Genomic DNA, 19,062 nt, shown 5'->3' with positions numbered 1-19,062 from the left:
GACGGTTGCGGCGTGGAACGGCCGGGGGAGTCGCGTGAACCACATTCTCGACATTTCCGGAGGTCCGACCGCGGGCCTCGAGCCGGCGCGCGTCAACAGGATCGCTTCCTTGCCTGACGCTCGGGAGCTCGTGTCGGTGATCGTGCCGGCATACAACGCTGCGGCCTTCCTCAACGAGACGTTGCGCAGTATTCGCGCCCAGACCTACCGGGCGCTTGAAATCATCGTGGTCGATGACGGATCGACGGACTCGACGGCCGCCATTGTCCAGCGGCACGCTGCGGAGGATTCGCGCGTCCGGCTGGTCCAGCAGCTGAACCAGGGCGTGGGCGCGGCGCGAAACGCCGGGATCCGCCGCGCGAACGGACGCTACATCGCCCCCGTGGACGCCGACGATCTCTGGCGTCCCCGGAAGATCGAGCGGCAGATGGCGGCGCTGGCGGCGGCGCCCGGCGACGTCGGGCTAGTCTACACCTGGTTCGCCATCATAGACGAGCGCGGCCGGGTGACGAACACGCGCTCGCGGCCGCGAGCCGAGGGCGACGTGCTGGAGCGCATGTGCCTGGGGAATCTCGCCGGCAATGCGAGCTCCGCGCTGATGCCCAAGGACGTTGTGCTTGCGATGGGCGGGTATGACGAAAACCTGCATTCCCAGGACGCACAGGGCTGCGAGGATCTGAAGCTCTACTGGCGGATCGCCGAGGTTCACGACTTCGTCTGCGTGCCGGAGCACCTGACCGGATACCGGATCGGGCGGGACAACATGTCCAACGATTTCCAACGGATGCTGCGGTCATTCGACATCGTGATGTCCGCTTGCCGCGAACGCCGTCCGGAGCTTGCGCGGCAGTTCCATCGCGGGCGCGTGGAGACGCTTCGCTGGCTTGCGATCCGGGCGCTTCGTGCGAAGGCGCCTGTGATCGCCTGGCGGCTGCTGAGGGAGATGTGGCGTTACGACTGCGGCGCGTTCCTGGTGTCCCTGGTGCGGCTGCCGATTCATTTTTCACGCGTGACCGCAGAGACCCAGGTGAAGGCGCTGAAGGCTCGCCTTTACGGTCCTCCAGAGGACTTTCTGCCGGGGGCGGCCGCAGGGAACGACGATCGCCTGTCGGGTCCGGAGGCGCTCGAGCCCCGGCCCCGCTGAGAGCGGCGAGGCTTTTGCGGACCCGGGCGCTCGCTCAAGGTGCGCGCCTGGGCGACCCGGCCGCCGCGACGCCCTGCAGCCTTCGGAAGCCGGCGGCGTGGCGGGCGCGCGGCGCGCGCACCGGCGCCGCCTGCGCTTCGACGGGATCCAGGCGAAGGTACTGCACGAACGGAATCATCAGGAACGCCAGCAGGACGATGAAGTCGAAGGCCTCCAGGCTTACGTAGATCAGGAGCATGGCGGCGAAGGTGAACGCCACCGCGCGCTCGGAGCGACTTCGGGATCGGCCCAGGACGTGGCCCCGCAGAACGCCGGCCAGCCCCCAGACCACCGTCGCGCCGTAGAAGAACAGGCCGATGATCCCGTTCTCTGCGGCGACGCGCAGCCATTCGTTATGCGGCGCAGCGACCGTGGGGTCGTAGCGCCGGACGTAGGTGAGCTCGGCGTTGGTGCCGACGCCGAAGATGGGATGCTGCTTGAAGGTCTGGATCGCGACGCGGACCGCGGCGCTGCGGCCCTCGTTGCTGATCGTCTTGACCACGCGTCCCTCGGCGAAGCCCTGCAGGGTTTCGATCTGCCGCTCCACATAGCCGGAGCGCTCCAGGCTCACCGCGATCGGCGCGCTGACAAGCAGCAGGAAGGGAAGCGCATACGTCAGCGGGTTCCTGAGGTTGATGAGCAGCGGGCTGACGACGACGAGGAGGATGTAGGCCTTTCGCTCGCCCGAGATGAAGATCGCCGCCACCAGCACGACCACCAGCAAGGGGAAGATGCTGCGGGTGAAGGCGTTGCGGCTACGTGCGGCGACGACCAGAATGAGCGGCAGGACATCGAAGACCGCCTTCGCGTCCGAGAGGCGTTTCCAGCTGAAATAGAACCCGTGCATCACGTGCCAGCCGGCCACGTAGGCCAGCAGACCGAGGAGGCCGACGCCGGCGGCGGTGAAATACCCATGCATCGGCCGCATCGAATAACGCGCCACGAACAGCCACACGAAGGTCAGGAGGATCACCGCCTGGACAAGGAAGAACATGCCGTCGCCGGCGCCGCTTCGGAACGCCGAGGCGAGGTGGATCACCAGGAACACGATCATCGGCGGAACGATGAAGATCGGCGCGACCGGCGTCAGGAACAGGCGGACGTTCAGCACGGCCAGGAGGGCGACGAACAGGACGAACAGCGGCGTCGACGAGTGGCCGTGATTAAAGCCGCTGATCAGGCTGACCGTCGTCACCGCATACAGCACATCCTGGAGGTCCATGCCGGACGTGCGGGCGGGGCGAGGCTGTGAAACGGCTGGCGCGGCGCCGGAACTCATGAGCTTCCCCGGTCATCTGCAAGGGTGGGCGAATGTATCATCTGAGGGGGCTTGGAGGGCGACTTGTCGTGGAATGCCGGGATGGCGACATGATGACCGGGACCCTCCGTCTATAGCGAGGTGTGGTCGCGCGGCCAGGGCCTGCGGCGCGAACCTCGGCGGAAACGGGCCGGCGACGGCCATTTCGACCGGAAACTTCAGGGCGACGACCGGAGGCGATCAATCCGCCATTCTGCGCCCGATTTCCGTCCCGAAGTGGTGTCAGACATCCCGGCCCCGGGGCCGATGACCGGTGTTGAACATTTTGCAGGCGCCCAGTTCGCGACGCGCAGTCCGGCACGCATTAGAAGGGGTCTCGTCTCCCGCAGGGTCTTGCCCTCCGGCGTCGGTGCGTCGATCAAGGCTCGGCGTCCGCAGCGCGGGCGACGATGAGCCTTCGGGGCGAGGTCCGGATGCAAAAGCGGTCGACCAGCAACGGAGGTGAGCCTGAAGAGCTGAAGCGATGTAGTATCCACGGCGCCGTGTTCAGTTTTTCCGCAATTCTGCCGATTAGAGGGGCGAACGCGCGAATTCAATCTCCGACAACTCGCATATGTAACGTCTCCATGAACATCGTGACTAAAGGTATCTAGTAAGCCATGACCACACGCGACGTTCACATAGCCGACGCTTCGTCACAGGCCAGCGCTTTACCCGCCCAGTTCGACATCTGGGCCGTCGTAGGCATCCTGCAGCGCCGCTGGCGCCTCCTGCTGTTCGTAATCGTGCTGTCGGTGGGACTGGCGGCGACCTATACAGCGGCGGAGCTGCGCCGCTACTCCGCCACCGCCAGCGTCATGCTCAACCAGCGCACCGAGGCGGTGGTCCAGCACGAGCCGCAGGTTCTCTCCGACCTGCCCAAGGAATCGGAAGTCGTCGATACGCAGGTCGAATACCTGAAAGGTCGGCGCATGGCCGAGGCGGTCGTTCGCAAACTGAAACTGGACGCGAATCCCCAGCTCGTCCTCGGGCATGGCAGTCCGTTCGATATCGTGATGAACGGCATGAACAAGCTGCTCCACAAGGACGGCTTGCAGCCGATGGACAACGAACAGGCGTTCGAGGCCGCAACGAACGGCGTGCTCGCCAACGTGGACATAGCGCGGCGCGGCTACACCGCGGTGATCGACATCTCCTACACGTCCGAGGATCCGGAATTGGCCGCGCGTATCGCGAACGCCTACGCCGACGCGTATCTGGAGACCCAGGTCGCCGACAAGATCGATGCGACGACCGTCGCCACGCGGTGGCTGCGCGATCGCATAGAGCAGCTTCGGGGAGAGGTGAATCAAGCCGAGGACGCCGTCGCCCGCTATCAGACGTCGCACGGGCTCCTGGTGGCGACCGGCTCGGAACTTACCGAGCAGCGGGTGTCGCAGCTTCAGCTGCAGGTAAACTCCGCGCGCGCGGATTTCGCGGAGAAGCGCGCACGGCTGGCTGCGGCGCGCGGGCAGCTTGCCGCCGGCAAGACCGGCGAGGAACTGGGGGAGGCTTTGGGGTCGCCCGTCATCCAGCACCTGCGCTCGGCGGTGGCGGAGGCCAAGCAGAAGCAGGCGGACCTCGAAGCCCGATACGGGCCCAGGCACCCCGACGTGATCAATTCCAGGGCGACGACCGTCGAGCTCGAACAGCAGGTGCAGGCGGAGGTGAAGCGCATCATCGGCAGCTTGGAGAACGACGTGACGGCGTCGCAGGGCCGGCTCGATTCCTTGCGGGGCAGCCTCGGCGGCGCGGAGGGCATGCTTGCCCAGAACAAGTCCAAGCAGGTCGGCATGGGCGAACTGGAGCGCAACGCCACCGCCAAGCGTACGCTGTATGAGACCTATCTTGCGCGCCTGCAGCAGACCTCGACGCAGGCCGGGCTGGCGACGCCGGACGCCATCGTCGTGACGCGCGCCAAGCTCCCTGGCGGGCCCAGCGAACCGAACGTGCCCTACAACCTCATCCTGGGCGGCATCGGCGGCGTCTCCTTCGGGGCCGCGCTCGTGGGACTGCTGGAACTGATGCACACCGGGATGCGGACGGGCGTGCAGGTGGAGAAGGTTCTCGACGAGCCCTACGTCGGCGCCATTCCGATGCTGCGCAAGCCGAACAGCAACCCGATCAACGCGGTGCTGGAGAACCCGCTGTCGCTGTTTTCAGAGTCGTTCCGGCAGCTCCAGGTGTTGATGCAGCACGCGTTCGGCGACGGCGCGATCAAGGTGATCGCGATCACCTCGGCCCTGCCGGGCGAAGGCAAGACGACGACCTCGATCTGTTTCGCACGGGCGGCCTGTCGCGCAGGAGCACGGGTTCTGCTCGTGGATTGCGATGTGCGCATGCATTCGCTGACGCACGCCATGGGCATAAGCGCTTCGGCGGGACTGCTCGAAGCCTTGTCCGGCGGCATCGATCCCATGTCCCTGATCGTCCGCGACCCCGCCGGGCGGGTCTGCGTGCTCCCGCTCTCGGAGGGCTCGCAGCCCCTGGACAATCTCCTGGGTTCGCCGGCGATGGGACGGATGCTGGACCGGCTCCGGCCGCACTTCGACCTGATCGTGCTCGATTGTCCGCCGGTGCTGGCGGTCGCGGACGCCTCGGCCGTCGCCCACAGGGCGGACGGAGTGTTGTTCCTGGTCCGGTGGCAATCCACGCCCGCCAAGGCCGCGCACTACGCCCTGGAAGCCCTTCGCTCCGCTGAGGCCCGCATCGCTGGCGTCGTCCTGGCGCAGGTGGATCTCAAGGCCCAGTCGCTGCATGGCGACGGGCTGTTCTATCACCGGGATTATTCAGAATATCATCTGAATTGATTTGCGGCGAAGGCGTTCGCGCCGCAATCCTTACGACGGAAACAAGAAAAAGTTAACGCTGGCTGGCCGACTGATTCGCGGACGCAGGCATTGCGCTAAAAAAATGCTGACGTGCTAGGCATGGCCGCCAACAAACTACTCGGGTGTCTGGCGAAGCTTAGGCGTTTCGCCCTGCAAAAGCCGTACAACGGTGACGTTTCAGTCGCGTTGCGTATGCTAACTCGGGGGAGGGTTCGCCACCATTTGCTGTCCACGGACAGCGCCAGCCGGTTGTGAGTAAATGATGACGTCAAGTAATCGTCATGTGATTGCGCACGTGTTGACGCGATTGTTGAATGGGGGCGCTGAGGAAAACACCCTTCATACCTGCCGATTTCAATCGGAGGCCGGTCACAGGGTCATTTTGATACATGGCCGTGACTACGACCCCGAGGTGGCGGCGCGCGCACGAGCGGTGTGTGAAGTGGTGGAAGTGCCGTCCCTGGTGCACCCGCTCTCGTGGCGATTGGACTTTCGCGCGATCGGCGAACTGCGGAGGCTCATCAAGCTCGTGGGGGCGGACGTGGTCCACACTCATCAGAGCAAGGCCGGGATCGTCGGGCGGATCGCGGCGAGGCTCGCCGACGTCAAGCTGATCGTTCACGGCGTGCACATCCTGCCCTGGGTGAACGTAGGTCGGGCAAAGGCGCTTGTGTACTTGGTGGCGGAGCGGCTGTGCGCGCGGTTCACGGACGCGTTCGTGAGCGTCAGCCCCTCGGTGCGCGAGGCGTGCCTGGAAAAGCGCATCGGCGACCCGTCCCGGCACTTTGTGGCCTTCAGCGCCATGGACGTGGAAAAGTTCAAGGATGCGCTGCCGCCGCCCGACCTTTACGAGATGCTGGGGGTGGATCCCGGAAAGGATCGTCCCCCCGTCGCCCTGATGCTGGCGGCCTTCGAACCCCGCAAGCGGCAGGCCGACGTGGTCCGCGCGCTGCCGGAGGCGTTCCGCGCCGTTCCGGACTGGCGTGTCGTGTTCGCCGGCGAAGGACCCGAGCACGAGGCGACCAGGGATCTGGTGCAGGAGCTCAACCTCCAGGAGTTCGTGCGCTTCGTCGGCTACCGCGGCGATCCCGAGCGCCTGATCGCCATGGCCGACGTCTGTTTCCTGACCTCGGAGCGGGAAGGTCTCCCGCGCGTCGTCGTCCAATATGCGGCGGGCGGCAAGGCAATGGTCGTCAGTGCGCTGCCAGGCCTCGACGACGTTCTGACCGACGATGGGGCGGCCGTCATCACGCCCGCGGACGACGTCTCGGCGGCGGTCCGGCAGGTGGCCCGGTTGCTCTGCGAGCCCGAGCGCCGCGACCGCATGGCGTGGGCCGCAAAGACCATCGCCGTCGACAGGTGGTCGCCGGCCAGCATGGCCCGGTCCATCGACGCGGCCTATGAGGCGGGTTGGTGGCGCCGGTCGGTCCTGGCCGAGCGCGATTCCTGATGGCGCCCTTCGCGACGCTTCGGTGCGCGGCGGCTACTGAGGACATGATGGGCATGGCCGAGGCCGAACCTGGAGCGGCGCCTGCGCGCAAACGGCTCCTGTTGGTGCTCGCGACCTACTATCCCGACAGCTACGGCGGCGCGGAGCGGCAGGCGAAAATCCTCGCCGAGGCGTTCGCCCGGCGTGGCTTGCGCACGCACATCGTGACGCCGACCCTCCTGTCGAGTCCCAACGGCGTGGAGGAGACGAACTTCGGCGCCGTCGAGCGGATCCGGGTCAAGCATTTCCCGAACTACGGCGGACATCGCCTGCTCTCGACCCTGGCGTGGACCTGGCGGTTTGTGCGCGAGTATGTGCGTCGGGACTCCGACATCGGCGCGTTCTACGTTTTCCATGCGCGCCTGCATGCCTTGCCGGCCCTGATCGCGGCGTGCATTTCCAGGAAGCCCCTGCTGATCAAGCTTGGCGGCGGGGGTGAAGCTTCCGACTTCATCGCCTTGGAAAACAAGCGGTTCTTCTATGGAAAATGGATCCGGGACGCGCTGCTCAGACGGACGGACGGATTCATCGCCAACAGCCTGGAGATCGTCGAGGACCTCCGGAACTACGGTGTTCCGGAAGACCGTATTTTTGCGTTTCCCAACGGGGTGGAGATTCCGCCGATCGAGAAGCTTACCGAGGCCGCCGAGCTGCGCAACGGCCGTCGTTTCGTCTTCACCGGCCGGATGGTCAGCGACAAGAGCATCGAAGTGCTTTTCGAGGCCGCCCGGCTGGCCAAGGTCCGCGGTGTGGCGATGACCTTGACGTTCCTGGGGCTGGGGCCGGAACGCGACCGACTGTCCGCCCGGATCGCGGCGTCGGGTCTCGCGGAGATGGTCGACATGCCGGGCCTGACCGACAATGTGTATGACTATCTCTTCAGGAGCGATTTCTTCGTCTCGGCCTCCAAGCGGGAAGGGCAGTCCAACGCGCTCCTGGAAGCGATGTCCGCGGGATGCATTCCGATCGTCTACGGCGCCAGCGGCGCCGCCGACATCGTCGAGAACGGCCGGACCGGCCTTCTGGTCGGCGAGTCGGACGCCGAAAACTTCGCCGCGGCCTTCGAACGCGCCGTCACCATGTCGCAGCAGGAGCGCCGCCGCATCTCCCAGGCGGCGTATGACGCGACGGTCCAACGCACCGGGGTGGACATCATCGCCGCCAAGAGCCTGCAGGTGCTCGACCTGGTCTCCGAGAGGCGCAGGAACTCGGCCCGATGAGCATCTCGGTGTCGGCGACGGACTTCATGGCGGGCGCATACGTCGAGGATCGCCTCGGAACGCCCTCCGAGAAGCCCGCTTTCCGGCGTTGCGAGCGTCGTCTATACGCACGGTGACCCAAATAGGCTTGGCCGCGCGGACGTTCGGCGGCATCACGGACGCCTTCGACGCCACATGGAACGGCAACGGCGCAACGGACGAAGCGAAGAGCGCGCAGGGTGATTCCGGGGCGCGGTCGCCGTCGGAACGGGATGACGCCCTCGCCGCGAGTCTGCACGAGGCGCCGAGATGACCGCGAATCGCGAACCCCGGCTGGCGGTCATCATGACCTGCTACAATGAGGGCGCCTTCATCGGCGCCGCCGTGCGTTCGGTGCTCCGCCAGACCTGCGGCGAGGCCGTCGATCAGATCGTCATCGCCGACGATGGGTCGCTTCCCGACACGATCGCCGCTCTGAAGGACATCGAGACCTGGGACAGCCGCATTCGCGTAATCTACGGGCCGGGCGGCGCCGGGCTGCCCGCCCAGCGCAATCGCGCGATCGCCCAGACAACGGCTCCGTTCTTCGCCATCCTCGACGGAGACGACCTCTGGACCGAGGACAAGGTCGAACGCCAGCTGCCGGTCATGCTGAGCAGTGACGCGATCGGGCTCGTGTATTCGGACTATTTCGCCTTTTCCGACGACGACCTCTCCGGAGCCCGGCGCGCCGGCGTCATCGACCTCGCGAAATTTCGCGACCAGACACTGGGCTACTTCCTCAACGATCCGCCGATCATCCCGTCGACCACCCTGATCCGCCGCTCGGTCTTCGACGCCTGCGGCGGGTTCGACCAGACGATACGCGTGTTCGAGGACACCGACTTCTACCTGCGCGCGTCCAGGTTCGGAGCCTTCCGCCTGGTGGACTCGCCGCTGCTCTACAAGCGGTTTCGCCCCACCAGCATCACCGGAGGCCGCAAGGACCTGCTCGGGCACCATGCGCTGGTGGCGTTCAAGGCGGCGGCGGAGGACCCCAGGCTGCTGCGGCTGGTGCCTCGGCGGCTCTCCGAGCGCGCGCGGAAGCTGGGCGCCCACAGCTTTCTGCTCGGGGACACGGACGGCGCCGTCCGGCTCCTCCGGCTGGCGGTGCAGCTGGCGCCGTTCAACCTTCGCACCTGGGCCTTCCTGATCGCGGCGGCTTTCTTCGGAAAGACTTCGGACCGCCTGATCGCCCGGTTCCTCGAGGCCAGGCGTGCGGCGCTGGGCAGGGTGAAGTCATGAGCGCTGCGGCCGCCGGAGGCATCGTCCTCACCTGCGAATACCCGCCTTTTCCCGGCGGCATCGGCACCTATGCGGGCGAACTGGTCAGCGAACTTCGCCGCGCGGGCTTCAAGGCCGTCGCGATCGCCCCGGCCTATCCGGAATTCCCGGCCCCGGACCGGGAACCCGACACGCACCGCATCCTCCGTCACCACGGAATCACCCCTGTCTCCGCGCTCAAGGTCCTGAACGTCCTGCGGAGCTCGCCTCGCCACAGCATCCTGTTGGCCGCCGACATCCGAAGCGTGCTGCTCGCCGCCATCCTCAAACCTCTGCACGGCCGCAACTTTCGCGCCATGATCCACGGCAGCGAGGTGAGCAAGCTGCAGCAGGGAGGCCCTCTGTTCCGGCTCGCGACCTGGGCCTACGCGGCGGCCGACCTGATCCTTGCGAACTCCCAGGCGACCCTGCAGCTGTTTTCCGCGAGCTTCGGTTCGCCCTTCGAGAGCCGGGTCACCTACCTCGGAGTGGATCACGCCTGGTTCGCGCCCCAGGACGGCGGGTTCGAGCACGCGGATCTCGCCGCCCTGGACCCGCAGAGCGCCGTCGTCTGCACCGTCGGCCGGATCGAGGCGCGAAAGGGGCACCTGGAGTCGGTTCGGATCCTGGCGCGGGCCCGCGACGACTATGGCCTCGCCGACCCGGTGTTCGTGATGGCCGGGCGTCCCGAGGACGAGGCCTACGTCGCCCACGTTCTGGCCGAGGCCAAGGCGCTGGGAATCCCCGCGATCCAGACCGGGCGGCTGTCGCAGGCCGACCTCAAGCGCCTTTACCGGCGCGCCGCATGCCATGTCCTCTGCGCGCGCGAGCTGTCCGGAAAGATCGAGGGGTTCGGGCTGGTGCTGCTCGAAGCCGCCGCGCAGGATTGCCCGTCCGTCGCCACGCGGCTCGGGGGGATCCCCGAGGTCATGGGCGACACCGGGGTGGTGTTGCCGGCCGACGACTTCGACGGCATGGCGCGCGCCGTGGCGGTCTACGCCGCCGACATCGGGACGCGCCGCCGGGACGGCGCCGCAGCGAAGCTGAGGGCGCAGGCGTTCACCTGGGCGCAATGCGCCCGCCGGACATTTCCCGAGCTCTGGGCGTCCGCGTGAAGCCCCGGCGGTCGCGCCGCGCCGCTTCCGGGCTGCGCCCATCCGGCGCAGTCTATGATGAATTCGCGGCTCTCTGCGTAATATATCCACATCATTTTGCAGCGTGGGTGGCAAAAATTGGACTTGTCATGCGCAACAAAATCAAAACCTCGTATTGGCGCCGCGTGTGTCCTTTATTCCGCCAAATTCTTTATTGAGGACGGGGTTTCGATGGGTGAGCATTCGCTTTGATTAAGCGGACGAGCCTGGGTTCAGTTGAATTAGTGGAGATTTCATGCGTGTAGCGATGATCGGCGCCGGCTATGTGGGCCTGGTGAGCGGGGCGTGTTTCGCCGACTTCGGCCACATGGTGACCTGCGTGGACAAGGACGCGGGCAAGATCGCGAGGCTGAAGGACGGCGGCATGCCGATCTACGAGCCGGGCCTGGACCTGCTGGTGGCGCAGAACGTGCGCGCCGGCCGGCTGGACTTCACGACGGATGCGGCCTCTGCGGTGCGCCAGGCCGATGCGGTGTTCATCGCGGTGGGAACGCCGTCGCGGCGGGGCGACGGGCATGCGGACCTCAGCTACGTCTACGCTGCGGCCGAAGAGATCGCCCAGGTGATGGATGGCTTCACGGTGATCGTCACCAAGTCGACCGTGCCGGTGGGCACCGGCGACGAGATCGAGGCGATCGTCAGGCGGGTGCGGCCGGCGGCGCAGTTCGCGGTGGTGTCGAACCCGGAGTTCCTGCGCGAGGGCGCGGCGATCGAGGACTTCAAGCGCCCGGACCGGGTGGTGGTGGGGACCGAGGACGAACGGGCCCGGGCGGTGATGACCGAGCTCTATCGGCCGCTCTACCTCAACGAGACCCCGATCGTGTTCACGGACCGGCGCACCTCGGAGCTGATCAAGTACGCCGCCAACGGCTTCCTGGCCTTGAAGATCACTTTCATCAACGAGATGGCCGACCTGTGCGAGGCGGTGGGGGCCGACGTGCAGCAGGTGGCGCGCGGCATCGGGCTCGACAAGCGGATCGGGAACAAGTTCCTGCACGCTGGCCCGGGGTTTGGCGGCTCGTGCTTTCCGAAGGACACCCTGGCGCTGGCGCGCACGGCGCGGGACGCGGCCTCGCCGGTCACGCTGATCGAGACCACCATCGCGGTGAACGACGCGCGCAAGACCGCCATGGCCCTGCGCATCGTCGACGCCCTGGGGGGGGAGCCGGCGGGCAAGACCGTGGGCGTGCTCGGACTGACCTTCAAACCCAACACCGACGACATGCGCGACGCCCCGTCGCTTGCGATCATCCCCGCGCTGCAGGCGCTGGGCGCGCACGTGCAGGCCTTCGACCCGGAAGGCGCGACCGAGGCGCGCCAGCTGCTGCGCGACGTGGCGCTGAAGGACGATCCCTACGGCGCCGCCGAGGGCGCCGACGTGCTGGTGATCATCACCGAGTGGGACCAGTTCCGGGCGTTGGACCTCGACCGCATCAAACTGCTGATGAACCGCCCCGCCCTGGTCGACCTCAGGAACATCTACAAGCCCGCCGACATGCGGGCCCGGGGATTCGACTACTCCAGCGTGGGACGGGCTTAGAACCTGACAGCCGGAAGTGGAGGCCGGTTCCGGCGACCATCACGCTCTATTTCAAAGACTTGCTGAGCATGTTTGGTTCGAAGAGAACCAAACATGCTCCAGCCGGGCCGGTTCAGGTCGGAATCGTCCCGCCGCTCATGAGCACTGAAGGTCAGCCGGGGCTCACTCCGCTCTGGCGTTCAGGGCGCGACGGCCTCAGACCTTGGTGGCTTTCCGGCCGCGCGCCGGAATTGGCGTCGACAGTGCGCGCAACCCGACGCGGCTGCGGTTCTCCGTCATCCAGTTCCAGGCGCTCTCGACCATGTCGCGCAGCTGGTATCGCGCCCGCCACCGCAGCGCTTGGTGCGCCAGCGTCGCGTCCGCCACCAGGGTCGGGGGGTCGCCAGGGCGTCGGGGGGCGGACCTCGCCGGCACGGGCCGGCCGGTCACCTCGGCGACGGCCGCAATCACCTCGCGCACGCTGGCGCCGGATCCCGTTCCGAGGTTGTAGGCGGCGAACGTTCCCTCCGCAGCGGTCTCCAGCGCCGTGAGGTGGGCCGCCGCCAGGTCGGTGACATGAACGTAGTCGCGCACGCAGGTGCCGTCGGGCGTGTCGTAGTCCTCGCCGAATATCGACAGGCGGGAACGTCGGCCCAGGGCGACCTGCAGGGCGAGCGGCAGCAGATGCGGCTCGGGATCATGCTCCTCGCCGATCTCTCCGTCGGGGTCCGCGCCGGCGGCGTTGAAATAGCGCAGAGCCGTCGCGGCGACGCCGAACGTCTCGGCGTGATCGCGCAGGATCGCCTCGGCCGCCAGTTTGGACAGGCCATATGGATTGACCGGAACCTGCGGCGACGTTTCGACGATAGGCATCGATCGCGGTGCGCCATAGGTGGCACAAGTACTTGAAAAGACGATCCGATTTACGTCGGACAGCCGCATGGCGTCGAGCAGGGTGCAGGTTCCCACGACGTTGGTCTGGTAGTAGAGGTCCGGCTTCAGGACGGACTCGCCGATGTACGCCAGGGCGGCGAAATGCATCACCGCCTCCGGTCGCCAGCGCCGCATGACATCTGCCAGGCGCGAAGCGTCGCAGATGTTGCCCCGCTCCAGGGGGCCCCATTTCACGGCCCAACGATGGCCCGTGCGAAAATTGTCGTACACAATCGGCTCGTGCCCGGCGGCCGCCAGCGCTTTGCAGGCATGACTTCCGATATAGCCCGCCCCCCCGGTGACTAGTACGCGCATCAATTCCCCCAACCCGTCAGGGTTGCCCCCAAGCATAGATGCGGCAGATGCAGATCTTTCTGGCACAGCCGCCCGGGCTACGGTTCAAGAGTCTTGCCAAAGTCAGCTAGCGTGCGGCGACATGTCACGCGGATCAGGTGTTCCACCAAATTCCGGCGATTGCATTCAGCTCGGGGCTGCGCCGACTGCTGTGGTCGCCGGCCGAGCCGTAGATCGTCGCGCCGTGACGCCCGCGATACAGAAATCGCGGCCGGCCATAGCGCAGGCCTGCAGGCAACGGTGTCTCAACCGAAATTTTACTCCGCCCATCTATCTGTTCTCGACGGGTGATCCTGTCTCGGTTTTTGGGTTTTTGAGTAGAATTGGGCGATACAGCCATGGTTTCTTCGGTTTCTTTTGGAGACTGGATCGAGAATTACGCGGGATCAAGGGCCAACTTGGCTGGTCTTGATCTGAGGTTCGAAGACAACTTCAATACCATGTCGGTCGGGGTGAGCAACGCCGGCGTCGATGCGGCCGACTGGTACGCCCCGGTACGTTCGACGTTCGGCTCTGCGACCTTCGTCAGCCCGACGTCGACGGTGAATCCGTTCTCCGTGGCGGACGGCGCCCTGACCATCAGCATGCAACAGGTCGGCGGTCGCTGGCAAAGCGGCCACATGCAGACCGTCAACAGCAGCGGTCAGGGCTTCGCGCTCGAGTACGGCTATTTCGAGATGAGCGCCAAGTTTCCCACGGGCGCGGGTTCCTGGCCCGCGTTCTGGCTGCTCCCGACCGACTCGTCCAAGCCGCGGGTGGAGATCGACATCGTCGAAGCCTATGGCGGCAACGACTTCGACGGCCATCACGCGGCCTTGCACGTCACGCCTGTCGCCGGCTCCGACCTGGCCGCGCGGGTCGACAAGTCGGAATATACCAACATTCCCGGCTCGATGTTCGACGGCCAGTACCACACCTATGGGGCGATGGTCACGCCGGACTGGATCATCATCTATTACGACAGGGTCGAGCTGACGCGGTTCGCCAGCAACGACTACATCGGCACCCCGCTCTACATGTGCGTGGACCTCGCGATGAACAGCAGCGAGGTCGCGGCGGCTTCCGGAAAATACGCCATGACCGTGGACTATGTCCGCGCCTACGCCGATCCGAATATCAGCAGCATCCAGCTCAGCGGCACGACCGCGGGGGACAATCTGTCGGGCTACGCCCACAACGACACCCTGAACGGCGGCGGCGGCGACGACACGCTGCAGGGCGGCCTGGGCGACGACATCCTCAACGGGGGGACGGGAAACGACCTGCTCGTCGAGACGCAGGGCTCAAATCGTCTCCGTGGCGACGACGGCGCGGACAGCCTCGTCGGAGGGGCCGGGTTCGACGATCTGAACGGGAACGCCGGGAACGACACGGTCCTGGGCGGCGGCGGCGCCGATTGGGTCGTGGGCGGCAAGGACGACGATGTGCTGGACGGGGGCGACGGGAGCGACATCGTCTACGGCAACCTGGGAAACGACTGGTGCGACGGCGGCGCCGGCGACGACACGGTGCGCGGCGGGCAGGGGAACGACATGGTCCGCGGCGGCGGCGGCGCCGACTGGCTGTCGGGGGACCTCGGCGACGACACCTTGGTCGGGGGGGCCGGCGCCGACACCTTCCACGCCTCGGCCCAGATGGGCCTGGACTACGTGGTCGACTTCAACCGCGCCGAGGGCGACCGGGTGACGATCGACGGCGGCGTCGCCTACACGGTGGCTCAATCCGGGCCCGACGTGGTCATCGAGGTGGCCGGCGGCCAGAAAATGGTGCTTGCGCACGTGCAGCTTTCCAGCTTGACCGGCGATTGGATATTCTACTCGTAGGCAAGTGTTGGTAATGGGCGTTCCCAGCGCGGATCGCCCTCGCGGCGCTGCGTCAACTTGACTTCACTCAGAACGGCAAGAGTAGATCTGGTCGGATTTTCGTAAAACGCCCTGACCCTGTTCAGGTCGGGCCAAGAAGGCGAAGGACGCTGCGCGTGAAGTTGACAGGCAGGGATGCGCTCCGGGCCTTGGTGCATCCGGTGATCCTCTGCGGCGGTTCCGGCACGCGGCTATGGCCGGCCTCGCACGGGGCGCGGCCGAAGCAGTTCATCCCGCTGGTGGGCCCGCGCTCGACCTTCCAGGAGACGGTGGCGCGGACGCAGGCCCTGGGCGCGCCCCTGGTGGTGGCGGGCGAACGCCATCACGCGGCGCTCGCCTCGCAACTGGCGGAGATGGGCGCCGAGGCCGTGCTGATGCTGGAGCCCGCGGCCCGCGACTCCGCCGCCGCCATGGCCGCCGCGGCGGCCTGGATCGAGAGCGAGGACCCCGAGGGCGTGGCGGTGATCGTCTCCGCCGACCACCACATTCCCGACGCCGACGCCTTCCGCGCGGCCGCGGCCCTGGCGGTGGAGGGCGCGCGGCGCGGCGGGATCGTCACCCTCGGCGTGCGGCCCACCGCGCCCTCCACGGCCTTCGGCTACATCTCGGCGGGGGAGGGACCGGGGGCGGTGAAGCCCGTCGCGGCCTTCGTGGAGAAGCCCGACGCCGCCACGGCCCAGGCCTACCTGGCCGAGGGACGGCTATGGAACAGCGGCATCTTCGTGACCCAGGCCCGCGTGCTGCTGGATGAGCTCGACCAGTTCGCGCCGGAGATCGCCCGGGCGGCGCGGGCCGCCGTGGCCGAGGGCGCCTGGACCGGCCGGACCCTGCGGCTGGGCGCGCCGTTCCGCACCGCGCCCAAGATTTCCATCGACTACGCCGTCATGGAGAAAACGGCGCGCGCCATGGTGCTGCCGGTCGATTTCGACTGGGCGGACCTGGGGGCGTGGGACGCGGTCTGGGCCGCCTCGCCCAGGGACGGCGCCGGCAACAGCGTGACCGGCGGGGCGCTGGTGCAGGGCTCGTCCGACTGCCTGGTCCGCGCGGCGCCGGGCGTCTCCCTGGCGGTGGTGGGCGCCACGCGCCTGGCCGTGGTGGCGGAGCCGGGCGGCGTCCTCATCTGCGCCCTGGACCAGAGCCAGGCGGTAAAGGGCGTCGCCGAGGCGCTGGCGCCGGCGGCGGGCGGGCGGAAGTTCGTCGATCTGGACGAGGCCCGGGCCTGGTACGCCGCCTGGCTCAGCACCGCCGCCTGGCCCCTGTGGTGGACTCTGGGCGGCGATCACACGCGCGGCGGCTTCCACGAGACGCTGGCGCTGGACGCCGGCGCCGTGGACGACCCTCGCCGGGCGCGGGTGCAGGCGCGGCAGGCCTACGCCTACGCTGTCGCCGGCCTGATGGGCTGGCCGGGGCCCTGGCGCGCGGCGGCCTGGAGCGCCATGGATTATCTGACCGGCCGCTACCGCCGGGCGGACGGCCTGATCGGCCGGCTGGCGAGCCCCGACGGCGCGCTGCTCGACGACACCCCGGTGCTCTACGACCACGCCTTCGCCCTGCTGGCGATGGCGACCCTGCACCAGGCGGACCCGGGCGACGGGCGCCTCGTGGCGCAGGCCGAGGCGCTGCGGGCCGGGCTCGCGACCTTCCGCCACCCGGCGGGCGGCTTCCGCGAGGCGGGGACGCACCCGTTCCAGGCCAACGCCAACATGCACCTGCTGGAGGCGGCGCTGGCCTGGGAGGCCGCGGGCGGACAGGGCTGGGCCGGGATCGCCGACGAAATCGCGGACCTGGCGCTGGCGAAGTTCATCGACGGGGCGGGCGGCTTCCTGCGCGAGGTGTTCGACGCCGCCTGGCGTCCGGCGGCGGGCGAGGACGGGCGCCTCGTCGAGCCCGGCCACCAATTCGAATGGGCCTGGCTCCTGGAGCGCTGGGGCCGCCTGCGCGGCCGGGCCGACGCGCAGGCCGCGGCGCGCCGGCTGTTCGCGGCCGGCGCAAAGGGCGTGGACCTGAGCCGCGACGTGGCCGTCAACGCGCTGTGGGACGACCTATCGGTGCGCGACGCCTCCGCGCGCCTGTGGCCGCAGACCGAGCACCTGAAGGCCGCCCTGATCCTGGGTGAGCCCGCTGCGGCGCTGACGGCGGCCAACGGCCTGGCGCGCTATCTGGAGACCCCGGTACGAGGCCTGTGGCGAGACCGGCTGCGGCCCGACGGCGGCTTCGAGGACGAGCCCGCGCCGGCCAGTTCGTTCTACCACATCGTCTGCGCGCTGCAGGCTTTGCTGGCGCCGGCCTGAGCCGGCAAGCCGTCACCGCCTTGCGGTCGAAAGCGTCGCCGTGAGTGCGATCATCGCGTCGCCGCGATAGCTTCATAAACAAGCAGAAGGTCAAGAAGCCTACCTGACAAGTCAATAACTCTGGAAAAATTCCAACAACTAGTATTGTATTCCCGTCCGGAGCGGGGTGAGCGAAGTCCACCAATCCGAATTTTGTCCATTCAGTTCAATTTCCGATATATTGAGCCGTCCGCGGGGTGGAAACTGATATGCCAAGCTTGACGACAAGCAATGTAATCTCCGCAAACACCTTCCTGTCCGGTATCGGCGTCGATACGCATATCCCCTACACCGACGGTGACTATGCGAATATTTCCAATGTGGTATCGCATCTGCAGTATCTCGGAATAAATCAGATCCGGGATGGCGTCACCAACGGCCAGAACGGCTCGGCGCCGCTGTCGAGCTTCATCGCGGTCGCCAAGGCGGGCATACAGTTCACCTTCGTCATCCAGGCGTCGACGACCGCGGATCTCACCGCGTCGCTTAACCTGATCGACCAGGTTCAGAAGGCCGCGCCCGGCAGCGTCGTGGCGATCGAGGGGCCCAATGAGATCAACAACCAGCCGGTGGTCTTCAACGGCGTGGGCGGGCTGCAGGGCGCGCTGGACCTGCAGAGAGCGATCTACGGCGCCGTGCATTCCGACCCGGTCCTGGCGGGCGTGCCCGTCGATTATTTCACGGGCTACGACGCCGGCGGCGTACCCGTGGGGCCGGACCCGGCCACGACCCCCGGCCTGGCCGACTACGACACCCAGCATCCCTATCCCAATTTCGGCCAGGCCCCGGCCTTCTGGGTCAGCCGCGGCCAGGCGCTGAAGAACACCACCTCGGCGACGGAGCCCGCGGTCTATACGGAGACCGGCTATTCCTCTCTCCAGGTCAGCCCGGCCGTCCAGGCCAAATATACCCTGGACCTGCTGTTCGACACGGTGGCCCAGGGCATTTCCAAGACCTACCTGTACCAGCTGATGGACGCCTATGCGCCGGGATCGCCCCAAGGCAACGACGGGTGGGGGTTGTTCGACTACAACGAGGTGGCGAAGCCCGTCGCCGACGCCCTGCGCAGCCTGACCACGATCCTGCATGACGCCGGGACGGGGAGCGTCCAGCCGACGGCGCTGAACTATACGATCACCGGCTTGCCCTCGACCGGCAACTCGATGCTGCTCGAGAAGTCCGACGGCACGTACGTCCTTGCGGTGTGGGCCGAACCGCAGATCTGGAACAACACGAGCCATACCGAAATCGCTGCGCCGACGCAGACAGCCACCGTCACGCTGCCTGCGAGCTTTGGCGAGGTGAAGGTCTTCGACCCGCTCAGCGGGCCGAGCGCCATCGCCGCCTACAGCAACGCCAGCACCGTACAGGTCGCGGTCAGTGATCACCCGATCCTGATCCAGCTGGCCAATCCTTCCGGGACGCCGCCGACCACCCCCCCGGGGGGCGCCGACACGCTGGTGCTCAGTCTCTCGGAGACGCCGGTGGGCGGCCGCGACGCCCAGTTCATCCTCAGCGTCGACGGCCACCAGGTCGGCGGCGTCCAGACGGTGACGGCCCTGCGCAGCGCCGGCCGGGCCCAGGACTTTACCTTCCAGGGCGACTTCGG

12 protein-coding genes are annotated in these 19,062 nt (G+C 67.2%); 10 read left to right on the top strand and 2 right to left on the bottom strand.

What is annotated here, in order from left to right:
• The first annotated feature begins 34 nt into the window (after positions 1 to 34).
• Positions 35 to 1,144 (top strand): glycosyltransferase family A protein, encoded by a 1,110-nt coding sequence (locus VGL30_RS16235; protein ID WP_331541062.1) that lies wholly within the window; start codon positions 35 to 37, stop codon positions 1,142 to 1,144.
• 34 nt (positions 1,145 to 1,178) lie between these two features.
• Here VGL30_RS16235 and VGL30_RS16230 read toward each other — a convergent pair whose 3' ends face one another.
• A complete protein-coding gene (locus VGL30_RS16230; protein ID WP_331541061.1) occupies positions 1,179 to 2,405 on the bottom strand; it encodes an O-antigen ligase family protein in 1,227 nt (408 codons plus the stop codon).
• Positions 2,406 to 3,100: 695 nt separating this feature from the next.
• On the opposite strand from VGL30_RS16230, the gene VGL30_RS16225 reads away from it, so the two are divergent.
• From VGL30_RS16225 to VGL30_RS16200, 6 genes are all read left to right on the top strand, one after another.
• A complete protein-coding gene (locus VGL30_RS16225) occupies positions 3,101 to 5,290 on the top strand; it encodes a polysaccharide biosynthesis tyrosine autokinase (RefSeq protein WP_331541060.1) in 2,190 nt (729 codons plus the stop codon).
• Positions 5,291 to 5,570: 280 nt separating this feature from the next.
• A complete protein-coding gene (locus VGL30_RS16220) occupies positions 5,571 to 6,761 on the top strand; it encodes a glycosyltransferase (protein WP_331541059.1) in 1,191 nt (396 codons plus the stop codon).
• A 53-nt stretch (positions 6,762 to 6,814) separates the two neighbouring features.
• Positions 6,815 to 8,020, top strand: a complete 1,206-nt coding sequence (locus VGL30_RS16215; protein WP_331541058.1) for a glycosyltransferase — start codon at positions 6,815 to 6,817, stop codon at positions 8,018 to 8,020.
• Positions 8,021 to 8,308: 288 nt separating this feature from the next.
• A complete protein-coding gene (locus VGL30_RS16210; RefSeq protein ID WP_331541057.1) occupies positions 8,309 to 9,283 on the top strand; it encodes a glycosyltransferase family 2 protein in 975 nt (324 codons plus the stop codon).
• Entirely contained in the window at positions 9,280 to 10,416 is a 1,137-nt protein-coding gene (locus VGL30_RS16205; protein WP_331541056.1) for a glycosyltransferase family 4 protein, read from the top strand. The genes VGL30_RS16210 and VGL30_RS16205 overlap by 4 nt, the downstream gene beginning before the upstream one ends.
• A 274-nt stretch (positions 10,417 to 10,690) precedes the next feature.
• Positions 10,691 to 11,995: a UDP-glucose/GDP-mannose dehydrogenase family protein gene (locus VGL30_RS16200; RefSeq protein WP_331541055.1), complete on the top strand. Its 1,305-nt coding sequence runs from the start codon at positions 10,691 to 10,693 to the stop codon at positions 11,993 to 11,995.
• Positions 11,996 to 12,190: 195 nt separating this feature from the next.
• Here the strand turns inward: VGL30_RS16200 and galE are convergent, their stop codons facing one another.
• Positions 12,191 to 13,258, bottom strand: a complete 1,068-nt coding sequence (gene galE / locus VGL30_RS16195; protein ID WP_331541054.1) for a UDP-glucose 4-epimerase GalE — start codon at positions 13,256 to 13,258, stop codon at positions 12,191 to 12,193.
• Positions 13,259 to 13,701: 443 nt separating this feature from the next.
• Between galE and VGL30_RS16190 the strand changes: the two genes are divergently transcribed.
• From VGL30_RS16190 to VGL30_RS16180, 3 genes are all read left to right on the top strand, one after another.
• Entirely contained in the window at positions 13,702 to 15,084 is a 1,383-nt protein-coding gene (locus VGL30_RS16190) for a family 16 glycosylhydrolase (protein WP_331541053.1), read from the top strand.
• Positions 15,085 to 15,239: 155 nt separating this feature from the next.
• Positions 15,240 to 17,414 carry an AGE family epimerase/isomerase gene (locus VGL30_RS16185; protein ID WP_331541052.1) on the top strand — a complete coding sequence of 725 codons (2,175 nt, stop codon included), beginning with the start codon at positions 15,240 to 15,242 and terminating at the stop codon, positions 17,412 to 17,414.
• Positions 17,415 to 17,671: 257 nt separating this feature from the next.
• Positions 17,672 to 19,062: hypothetical protein (locus VGL30_RS16180; protein WP_331541051.1), on the top strand; the 1,391-nt coding region annotated here is incomplete at its 3' end.

The organism is Phenylobacterium sp., from assembly GCF_036502675.1.
Classification (GTDB): domain Bacteria; phylum Pseudomonadota; class Alphaproteobacteria; order Caulobacterales; family Caulobacteraceae; genus Phenylobacterium.
The sequence above is the reverse complement of the archived record's forward strand: the minus strand, read 5'-3'. Positions and strand labels throughout refer to the sequence as shown.